This window comes from Pseudomonas sp. PAGU 2196 (genome assembly GCF_022179005.1).
In the GTDB taxonomy this organism is placed as follows: domain Bacteria; phylum Pseudomonadota; class Gammaproteobacteria; order Pseudomonadales; family Pseudomonadaceae; genus Aquipseudomonas; species Aquipseudomonas kermanshahensis.
The window spans coordinates 145,318-155,663 of the sequence record NZ_BNTL01000016.1; the positions used below are offsets into that span (position 1 = coordinate 145,318).

Annotated in this window: 8 protein-coding genes; 5 read left to right on the forward strand and 3 right to left on the reverse strand. The window is 62.7% G+C overall.

Translation table 11 applies throughout. The features are described 5' to 3' along the window. Positions 1-195 precede the first annotated feature (195 nt). Positions 196-3,672 carry a hybrid sensor histidine kinase/response regulator gene (locus MFF34_RS16100; protein ID WP_238215216.1) on the forward strand — a complete coding sequence of 1,159 codons (3,477 nt, stop codon included), beginning with the start codon at positions 196-198 and terminating at the stop codon, positions 3,670-3,672. On the opposite strand, the gene rmuC is transcribed toward MFF34_RS16100, so the two are convergent. Continuing rightward, the gene (gene rmuC, locus MFF34_RS16105; RefSeq protein WP_238215271.1) at positions 3,644-5,017 is read right to left on the reverse strand and encodes a DNA recombination protein RmuC; all 1,374 of its coding nucleotides are present in this window, start codon (positions 5,015-5,017) and stop codon (positions 3,644-3,646) included. The genes MFF34_RS16100 and rmuC overlap by 29 nt on opposite strands. 194 nt (positions 5,018-5,211) lie before the next feature. Then, positions 5,212-5,631, reverse strand: coding sequence for a tetratricopeptide repeat protein (locus tag MFF34_RS16110; RefSeq protein ID WP_238215218.1), 420 nt, complete (start codon positions 5,629-5,631; stop codon positions 5,212-5,214). Between the two features lie 954 nt (positions 5,632-6,585). Here MFF34_RS16110 and MFF34_RS16115 point away from each other — a divergent pair. The 3 genes from MFF34_RS16115 (at position 6,586) to MFF34_RS16125 (ending at position 8,954) form a co-directional block, all read left to right on the forward strand. Beyond that, complete coding sequence (locus MFF34_RS16115; RefSeq protein ID WP_027595881.1) at positions 6,586-6,810, forward strand: hypothetical protein; 225 nt, start codon at positions 6,586-6,588, stop codon at positions 6,808-6,810. 249 nt (positions 6,811-7,059) lie between these two features. Next, on the forward strand, positions 7,060-7,542 hold the full coding sequence (locus MFF34_RS16120) for a hypothetical protein (protein WP_027595880.1): 483 nt from the start codon (positions 7,060-7,062) through the stop codon (positions 7,540-7,542). A gap of 146 nt (positions 7,543-7,688) precedes the next feature. Continuing rightward, positions 7,689-8,954, forward strand: a complete 1,266-nt coding sequence (locus MFF34_RS16125) for an OmpP1/FadL family transporter (protein WP_099453183.1) — start codon at positions 7,689-7,691, stop codon at positions 8,952-8,954. Between the two features lie 42 nt (positions 8,955-8,996). Here the strand turns inward: MFF34_RS16125 and MFF34_RS16130 are convergent, their stop codons facing one another. Continuing rightward, entirely contained in the window at positions 8,997-9,926 is a 930-nt protein-coding gene (locus tag MFF34_RS16130; protein WP_238215220.1) for a LysR family transcriptional regulator, read from the reverse strand. A gap of 115 nt (positions 9,927-10,041) precedes the next feature. On the opposite strand from MFF34_RS16130, the gene MFF34_RS16135 reads away from it, so the two are divergent. After that, on the forward strand, positions 10,042-10,302 hold the full coding sequence (locus tag MFF34_RS16135) for a DUF2798 domain-containing protein (protein WP_238215222.1): 261 nt from the start codon (positions 10,042-10,044) through the stop codon (positions 10,300-10,302). Positions 10,303-10,346 lie beyond the last annotated feature (44 nt).

Sequence of the window (10,346 nt, forward strand, 5' to 3'; positions counted from 1 at the left end):
CCCACTGGAACACCACCGGCTTGAGCGCTGCGCAGTACCTGTGGGAGCGGGTTTACCCGCAAAGAGGCCGGTACAGGTGTAGGCCGATCCCTGCGACGACTCGCCACTGCGACCATCGTCGGCGCTGACGAACCTGCGCCTGCGTGCCAGACTGATTGATCGGGACCGCGTTACCTTTTTTGCTCCGGAGTTTTCATGTCGTTGTCCAGTGGGCTGATCGCCGTGGTCGCCCTGGCCTATATGGCCATCATGTTCGCCATCGCCTTTTACGGCGACCGACGCAGCACACCGTTGCCGCCGAAGCTGCGTGCCTGGGTGTACAGCCTGTCGCTGGCCGTCTACTGCACCAGCTGGACCTTCTTCGGGGCCGTCGGCCAGGCTGCCGAACAGCTCTGGGCGTTCCTGCCGATCTACCTGGGCCCGGTACTGCTGCTGATTTTTGCACCCTGGGTGCTGCAGAAGATGGTGCTGATCAGCAAGCAGCAGAACATCACCTCGATCGCCGACTTCATTGCCGCACGCTACGGCAAGTCGCAGACCCTGGCCGTGGTAGTGGCGCTGATCTGCCTGGTCGGCGTGCTGCCCTACATCGCCTTGCAGCTCAAAGGCATCGTGCTGGGCGTCAACCTACTGATCGGCGCCAACGCCGACGCCACCGGCACCCGCGTGCAGGACACTGCGCTGGTGGTATCGCTGGTGCTGGCACTGTTCGCCATCGTCTTCGGCACGCGCAGCCTGGACGTGACCGAGCACCACCGCGGCATGGTGCTGGCGATCGCCTTCGAGTCGTTGATCAAGCTGTTGGCGTTCCTGGCCGTGGGCATCTTCGTGGTGTTCAACCTGTACGACGGCTTTGACGACCTGTTCAGCCAGGCGCGCCAGTCGATCCAGCTGGAAAGCTACTGGCAGGAGACCATCAACTGGCCGTCGATGGTGGTGCAAACCGCGGTGGCCATGATGGCGATCATCTGCCTGCCACGGCAGTTCCATGTCACCGTGGTGGAGAACATCGAACCGCAGGACATGCGCCTGGCCCGCTGGGTGTTCCCGATGTACCTGGTGCTGGCTGCGCTGTTCGTGGTGCCAATCGCCCTGGCCGGGCAGATGCTGCTGCCGGGCACGGTGATGTCCGACTCGTTCGTCATCAGCCTGCCCCTGGCCGAGGCCCACCCGAGCCTGGCCCTGCTGGCCTTCATCGGTGGCGCCTCGGCGGCCACTGGCATGGTCATCGTCGAAGCCGTGGCGCTGTCGACCATGGTCTCCAACGACATGCTGCTGCCCTGGCTGCTGCGCCGCAACAATGCCGAGCGCCCGTTCGAAGCGTTCCGCCATTGGATGCTCTCGGTACGCCGGGTGACCATCGTGGTGATCCTGCTGCTGGCCTATGTCAGCTATCGCCTGCTCGGTTCGACCGCGAGCCTGGCGACCATCGGCCAGATCGCCTTCGCCGCCGTGACCCAGCTCACCCCGGCCATGCTCGGCGCGCTGTACTGGAAGCAAGCCAACCGGCGCGGTGTGTTCGCCGGCCTCGCCGCCGGCATCTTCCTGTGGTTCTACACCCTGGTGCTGCCGATTGCCGCCCATAGCGTGGGTTGGTCGCTCGAGCTGTTCCCGGGCCTGGCGTGGCTGCATGGCAACCCGCTGAACCTGCCGATCAGCCCATTGACCCAAGGCGTGGTGCTGTCGCTGGCGGGTAACTTCACCTTGTTTGCCTGGGTGTCGGTGCTGTCGCGCACGCGGGTGTCAGAGCACTGGCAGGCTGGCCGCTTCATCGGCCAGCAGACCAGCGCCCGCCCTAGCAGCAAACCGCTGCTGGCAGTGCAGATCGACGACCTGCTGACCCTGGCCTCGCGCTTCGTCGGCGAAGAACGTGCGCGGCAGAGCTTCATCCGCTTCGCCTACCGCCAGGGCAAAGGCTTCAACCCCAACCAGAACGCCGACGGTGACTGGATCGAGCACACCGAACGCTTGCTCGCCGGGGTGCTCGGCACGTCGTCGACCCGAGCCGTGGTCAAGGCCGCCATCGAAGGCCGCGACATGCAGCTTGAAGACGTGGTGCGCATCGCCGACGAAGCCAGCGAGGTGCTGCAGTTCAACCGCGCGCTGCTGCAAGGGGCTATCGAGAACATCAACCAGGGCATCAGCGTGGTCGACCAGAACCTGCACCTGGTGGCCTGGAACCGCCGCTACCTGGAGCTGTTCAACTACCCCGACGGGCTGATCAGCGTTGGCCGGCCGATTGCCGACATCATCCGCTACAACGCCGAGCGCGGCCTGTGCGGCCCGGGCGAGGCACAGGTTCACGTGGCGCGGCGCCTGCACTGGATGCGCCAAGGCCGCGCGCATTCCTCCGAGCGGCTGTTCCCCAACGGCCGGGTCATCGAGCTGATCGGCAACCCGATGCCCGGTGGCGGCTTTGTCATGAGCTTCACCGACATCACCCCGTTCCGCGAAGCCGAACAGGCGCTGCGCGATGCTAACGAGGGCCTGGAGCAGCGGGTGGCGGAGCGTACCCATGAGCTGTCGCAGCTCAACCAGGCGCTGTCCGAGGCAAAGAGCCAGGCCGAGGCGGTGAGCAAGTCCAAGACTCGCTTCCTGGCCGCAGTCAGCCACGACCTGATGCAACCGCTGAACGCCGCGCGGCTGTTCTCCGCCGCCCTGTCGCAACAGGCCGAGGGCATGAACGAGGAGGCCCAGCAACTGGTGCAGCACATGGACAGCTCGCTGCGCTCGGCCGAAGAACTGATCAGCGACCTGCTGGACATCTCACGCCTGGAGAACAACAAGATCACCCCGGACGCCAAGCCGTTCGCCCTCAACGAGCTGTTCGACACCCTGGGCGCCGAGTTCAAGGTACTGGCCGCCGAGAAAGGGCTGGAGTTCCGCCTGCGCGGCAGCCGCCTGCGGGTCGACAGCGACATGAAGTTGCTGCGCCGCGTGCTGCAGAACTTCCTGACCAACGCCCTGCGCTATGGCAAAAGCCCGATTCTGCTGGGTGCCCGCCGCCAGGGCGAACGCCTGTGGCTGGAAGTGTGGGACCGCGGCCCGGGGATCGCCGACAACAAGCTGCAAGAGATTTTCCAGGAGTTCAAACGCCTGGACAGCCACCAGACCCGTGCCGAAAAAGGCCTGGGCCTGGGCCTGGCCATTGCCGATGGCCTGTGCCGGGTACTGGGCCATAGCCTGGAAGTGCGCTCATGGCCCGGCAAGGGCACGGTGTTCCGCGTCAGCGTCCCGATCGCCCGCCAAGCGGCGCCCGCGCCCAGCGCGCCGGTGGAGCAGACGGGCCAACCGCTGGCCGGGCTGCAGGTGCTGTGCATCGACAATGAAGACAGCATCCTGATTGGCATGAACAGCCTGCTCAGCCGTTGGGGCTGCCAGGTCTGGACCGCCCGCAACCGCGCCGAATGCGAGGCCTTGCTGGCAAACGGCATGCGCCCGCACCTGGCGCTGGTGGACTACCACCTGGACGACGGCGAAACCGGCACCGAGCTGATGGGCTGGCTACGCGCCCGGCTGGGCGAGCCGGTGCCTGGGGTGGTGATCAGCGCCGACGGCAGCAAAGAGACCATCGCCCTGGTGCATGCCTCAGGCCTGGACTACCTGGCCAAGCCGGTCAAGCCGGCAGCCTTGCGCGCCCTGCTCAATCGGCATCTGAGCCTGGTTCAGTAACCGCTTCGTCCGGAAGGGTTTCATCGGACAGCGCCCGCTCCAGCAAGTCTGCCGGCAGGCTCTTGCTGGCACGGGCACCCAAGAGCTTGAGCTGCTCGCTGCGGCTGACCAGGTTACCGCGCCCTTCGCACAGTTTGTTGCGCGCCGCGGCGTAGGCCTTGTCCACCTGCTGCAAGCGGTTGCCTAGCTCGTCCAAATCCTGGATGAACAGCACGAACTTGTCGTACAGCCAGCCGGCACGCTCGGCGATCTCGCGGGCGTTCTGGCCTTGGCGCTCCTGCTTCCACAAGCTGTCGATCACCCGCAGTGTGGCCAGCAGCGTGGTCGGGCTGACAATCACGATGTGCCGGTCGAAGGCTTCCTGGAACAGGTTAGGCTCGGCCTGCAGGGCCGCCGAAAAAGCGGCCTCGATGGGCACGAAAAGCAGGACGAAATCCAGGCTGTGCAGGCCTTCGAGGCGGTTATAGTCCTTACTCGACAGGCCTTTGACGTGGCTGCGCAACGACTGCACATGCTGCTTGAGCGCAGCCTCGTCATTGCTGCCAACAAACTGCTGGTAAGCCGTGAGGCTGACCTTGGCGTCGACCACGACCTGCTTGTCGCCGGGCAACATGATCAGCACATCGGGCTGGAAACGCTCGCCATCGGCGCTCTTCAGGCTGACCTGGGTCTGGTATTCGCGGCCCTTCTCCAGGCCCGCGTGCTCCAGTACCCGCTCCAGGATCATCTCGCCCCAGTTGCCTTGGGTTTTCTGGCCCTTGAGCGCCTGGGTGAGGTTGGTAGCTTCGTCGGACAGGCGCTGGTTGAGCTGCTGCAAGCGCTCCAGTTCCTTGCCCAGGGAGAAACGCTCGCGTGACTCCTGCTGGTAGCTTTCCTCGACGCGCTTCTCAAAGGCCTGGATGCGGTCCTTGAGCGGGTCGAGCAGTTGGCCCAGGTGTTGCTGGCTGGTCTGGGCAAAGCGTTGCTCGCGCTCGTCGAAGATTTTCGTGGCCAGGTCGGAGAACTGCGCGCGCAGGGTGTCGCGGGCCTCTTGCAGGTCTTCCAGGCGTTGTTGGTGGTTTTCCTGCTGCTCGCGCAGCTCCGCCTCCAGGCGTGCGCCTTGGGCTTCCAGGCGGCGCAGCTCGACTTCACGGTTGGCGCGTTCGAGGCTCCAGGCGTGGGCGGCATCGCGGGCATTGTCGCGGTCGATCTGCAGCAACTCCAGCTCCCGGCCCTGGGCTGCCAGCTGGGCTTGCTTGACGGTGTTGGCTTCGCTGAGGTCGCTGACTTCGTCGCGGCTGGCGTCCAGTTGCGCCTGCAACCCGGCCAGAGACAACTGGGCAGCGTTGAGGCGCTCTTGGAGCAGAGCCTGTTCACCCTGTCGGGCGCCCTGGCGACGCTGCACCTGCATCACCCACACCAGGCAGGGCAACGCACCTGCCACCAAGCCCAGCAGAATGCTGGCCAGATCCACTGTCATGGTTACCCCGATCGAACATGATGAATGCTGCGCAGCTTATCAGCCTGGGAACTGGCCTTGCGCCTTTTCACGCGTCACCATCAACCGGAAAACCACTGCCCCAGCAGCCGCCGCGCTTCCTGCGAGCCCTGCGCAGCGGCCAACTCCAGCCAGTAGCGGGCCTGGTCCGGCTCGCTGGCCTGGCACAACCGGGCATATTCCAGCTGCGCGCGGCGATCACCGGCGCGGGCAGCCTGGCGCAGCAGCGCGTGGCCGATACGCCGGTCGCGGGCATTGCCGCAATCACGGCACAGCATCTGCTCCAGCCGGCTCTGGGCCACCACCACGCCCTGGCGCGCTGGCTGTTTCAGCAAGCGGCCTGCCAAGTGCTTGACCTGAGGCTTGTCACCCAGGCGCGGGCTATCGAGCAGCCACAGGGCCACTTTCAGTGAGAAGCGTTTGGGTGGAGGCACTGACGAGGCGTCAGCAGGGTTGGCGAGGTGTTTACCGCGAAACTTCATGAGCAACAGGCAAGGTGACTCGAAAGGCGCGCCACTCTACTCCATTTTTTCTGGCATGGCCTGTCGATTTCTGGAGGATTGAAAAAAAATTTGATGATCTTTTCTTGACGTTTTCGAGTGGATGACCAACCGGTCTAGCGGCGCCCGAAGATTGTCCGACAGTTCCCTGGGTTGCTGGCACACCCGTCCTAGAGCAAGCGCTTGGGACAATCCACAGTTCCTGTGGATAACTCGGTGGACAACCCCCTCAAGCGGCCCTTAAACCCCCGTGAAATGGGGCCTGCAGTCAAACTGACGATTTTTTCACCAGCTAAAATTAGTGTTTTTTTTCATTGACTTAACTCACCAGTCAAGGCATTGGCGACGCTGTAGAGGGCTGTTGCGGGTGTGTTACAGCGTGCGCGCCAAATGTGAACAACTGCCCCGCACGCCTTCATTTGGGTGCACAAAAACAGCACATCCTCGGTAATGACAGCCCTTTGCCCCCCTTCCCAGCCCGCGAAAGAAGCGCCATACTGCTCGGCTAGCCTGGGCAGGCGCACAAACACTTGCCAAAGCACTTTATCTGCGGTAAGGTGCGCCTCGTTAGTACCAAGCTGAAAGTCAATTCTGGCCAGAAGCGTCCTTGCAACGCTGCTCTCCCAAAAGCAGGCATTGCTGAAACCAGGACCGGCCACACTCGATGATTCCCTCGCCAGCCAAACGCTGCCCAAGCACGAATCACCTTGCAGATTGATCAGGATTCCACCCCGACGGCCTAGAACCTTGGCCCCGGCGTGCTGCCTGCCCTCTTAAGTACCTACCAGTCAGCCCAAGCGCCCACATTTGATTGCGCTCTCTCTGGCTGCTTTGTTCCAGTCAGGTTCGTTTCGTCCCTTAATAAAGGCGTCACTGGAACGTTTCTATCATGCACGGATCATACCCTCCGTGTTTAAAGCAGGAACCTCCAATAATATGCAAACTCATCCACACATTCAGGCTGCCATTGGCACCCTTTCCCAGGCCTTCTCGCCGTTGAAGTGCCTTATCGTTGCCCCTCGCAAGGGCAGCTTCAGCTTTACCCTGGTGGACGAACACGGCGTCGCCTGCCACACCGAACGCCTGTACCCTGAACAGTACAGCCGCAAGGAACCCCTGCAGGCAGTGATCGCCCGGACCCGTCAGTCGCTCACCGCGTGAGCGGCAAATACGGCGGCATTCAGGCGCTGAATCATTGCCCAGGTAGCCTGCCTGATCGTTCTTGGCGTAATTGCCCCATGGCATATAGCCTCGAACGTCAGGCAGCAATCGATTTAAAAACAGCTCTTTACACCACGATTATCACACTACACTTCAACTCGAGCGGTGCTAACCGCTTCCGGCGGGCCTGATCATTCACCAGCTGCCAAGCTCCAGCGCCCGTCCGGCCCTTACTTGCTCGAGGGCATCATGGGTATCGCGGCGAATGAATTGTGTCTGTATGTGATCCGACCCACCCTGGTCTACCTGGACCGCCACTGCCCTAGCGCTGAAGCATTGCTACTGGGCATCGCCGCCAGCCAGTCGGCCCTAGGCTCAGCCTTGCACGACCGGCGTGGCCATGGCCTCTACCGCATCGGCGAAACCCGTCACCAGGCGCTCTGGGACGAGTATCTCGCCCGCGACCCTGACCTCGCCAGCCTGGTCCGCGGCCTGGCCAGCCAACACGCCTTTCTTGGCGGCCCGCACCTGGAACTCACGGTAAACCTTCGCTATTCCACCGCCATCGCCTGGATGCTGGTCGAGGCGCAAGCCACGCCCCTGCCTGCCGCTGACGACTTGCTGGGCCTGGCGCGGATCTGGCGCCAGGTTTTCCACCCTCAAGGTCGCCTGCGCGACTTCACCCACGCCTGGCATACCTGCATAGATCAGAGATTGCCTCAGGCATCTTAGGAAACGCCCTACAGCTTTACCGGAAAAAATGGAATTTTGGTCGGATTGTCCTACAAAACCGCTCTATCTCCTGTGATTGAGGCTATAGCGCGGCGGGCAATTTGTTGGTAGCTTTTCGCCCCGGAGATCCCAAGGAGTTTCTAATAATGAAAAAAGTAATGCTCAAAACCTCCCTCGGCGTAGCCGTTGCGCTTGCTTCCAGCCAACTGCTCGCCAGCGGCTTTGCCCTGAACGAACAGAGCATCAGCAGCATGGGGACAGGTTTCGCGGGACGTTCTTCTTCTGCCGAAGATGCCAGCACCGTGTTTGGCAACCCAGCCGGCATGTCCCGCCTCAAGCGCGAACAGATCACCGTGGGCGGCGCCGCCGTCATCGCCAAGTCCGATATCTCGGGCCCTGGCAGCAACCTCGGGGGGGAAACCGATGGTGACATGGTGCCTGTCGTTGGCGTACCCATGGGCTACTACGTCAAGCCGATCGATGATCACTGGAGCGTCGGTTTCGGCGTCTACGTGCCCTTCGGCCTGGTGACCGACTACGGCAGCGACGATGCTGCTCGCTACTGGGGCAAAAAGAGCCACGTCGAGGTGGTGACCTTCCAGCCAACCGTCAGCTACGCCTTCAACGACAAGGTTTCGATCGGTTTCGGTCCAACCATCAACCGCATCAAGGGTGAACTGGGCTCGAGCCTGATCAACCCGTTCAGCCCTGGCCGCAACGACGGCGAAGTGAAGATCAAGGGCGATGACACCGCCGTGGGCTACAACATCGGTATCCTGGTCCAGGCCACCGACAGCACCCGCGTCGGCCTGACCTACCACTCGATGGTCGACTACAAGCTCGAAGGCAAGACCCGCGTCAGCACCCCGCTGATCGGGCCGTTCAACGGCAACAAGTTCGATGCCACCCTGAAGATCAAGACGCCTGAGTCTGTCGATCTTTCGGTCACCCACGAACTCGACGACCAGTGGACCCTGTACGCAGGCAGCACCTGGACCCGTTGGAGCCGCCTGGAAGACATCACCGTGCAGAACGATGTGCCGGCACCGCTGGCAGGTTCGGCGTTCCAGACCATCACCGAAGAGCAGAACTGGCACGACACTTGGGCACACGCCATTGGCGCGTCGTACAAGGTCAACAAGGAGTGGGTACTGCGTACCGGCTTCACCGTCGACCAGTCGCCAACCAACAACCACGACCGTTCACCGCGCATCCCGACTGGCGATCGCAAGGTGTTCAGCCTGGGTGCCGGTTGGAGCCCAAGCGAAGACATGACCATCGACGTGGCGTATTCCTACCTGTGGGAAGAGGACACCAAGGTCAACCAGGTCAGCGCGACCAAAGGCAGCTACCAGGCCAAGTACGAAAACAGCGCTCACGGCGTCGGTGCATCCCTCACCTACCGCTTCTGAGTCGTCCCCGCAGTATGGAAAACCGCCCTCGTGGCGGTTTTTTCATGCCTGGATCTTCCAGCTGTCACCCAGGCATTCATGCAGGTAGTCCATGAATGCGCGCACCTTCGCGGTCATGGCAAAACGATCGGCCAAGCACAGGTAGATGTCCATGGGCTCGGTCTGGGCATAGGCCTGGCCGTTGTCGCGGTATTCGAACACAGGCACCAGCGCGCCCGACGCCAGGTAAGGCCGCACGATGAACTCAGCCAGCCGCGTGATGCCGCCATCGTGCAGGGCCATCTGCGTCAGGGCGTCGATATCGTCACTGATCAGCACGGTGCCGAAATCCGCTTCAAAACGCAGCCCGTCGCGCATGAAACCCCACCGCAAGAAGCGGCCGTCGACCGGATAGCGGAACACCAGGCAGCGGTGCTCGCGCAACGCCTCGGGCGTGGCAGGCACGCCGGCGCTTGCCAGGTAACCGGGAGAGGCGCAGCAGATGAACGGAATACGGGCAATGTGCCTCGCCAGCAGGTGGTCCTCCAACTGCGGGGCGATGCGCAGGCTGACATCGACGTCCTCGCGTGCATGGTTGACCCGTCGATCAGTCGTTACCAACTCTATCGACAGCTGGGGGTAACGGGCACTGAATGCCGGGATCAAGGGCGCCAGCACATGGCGACCGAAGGCCGAGGTCGAGGCAATGCACAGGCGGCCCTGGGGCTCACTGTCGGGGGTGGTGACGGCCAGTTCGGCCTGGGCAAGGTCTCGGTCCACCTGCCTGACCCGCTCGTAGTAGAGCGTGCCGGCGGGGGTCAAAGCCATGCTGCGCGTGGTGCGGGTGAGCAAGCGCACCTGCAGATGCGCTTCGAGGCGTGCGAGGTTCTGGCTCACCGCCGCCGGGCTGAGCCCCAGGCCGCGCGCCCCGGCAGCGATGCTGCCGGCCTCGACCACTTTGATGAAGCTGCGGATGGCATTGAGCAAGTCCATGTCGAGCCCTTGGGATTCGTAAGAATCTCTTTATAAAGAACTCAATGACGATGGTCTACAGCCCTGCCACCGACGATTGCTAACCTGCGCCTCCACTCATCTTTCTGGAGTTCGCATGAGCAACCTGTCCCCTACGCGCAGCCGGCGCAAACTGCGCCCCAGTGCCACACCGTACGTGTTCGCCTTCTACATGTCGTCAATCATGGCGTTATTGATGTGCTTGGTGATCACTGCGGCCAACGCCGGAGTGAACCCACAGTATCTGAGCAACGTATTGAAGGCCTACCAACTGGCCATGCCGGTGGCGTTCCTCTGCGTGCTGATGGTCAGGCCGGTGGTGCTACGGCTGGTGGCGATTACCGTTCACCCCCATTAACGCCTCCCTCATTGAATCACCACACCCTTTGTAGGAGCAGCCTT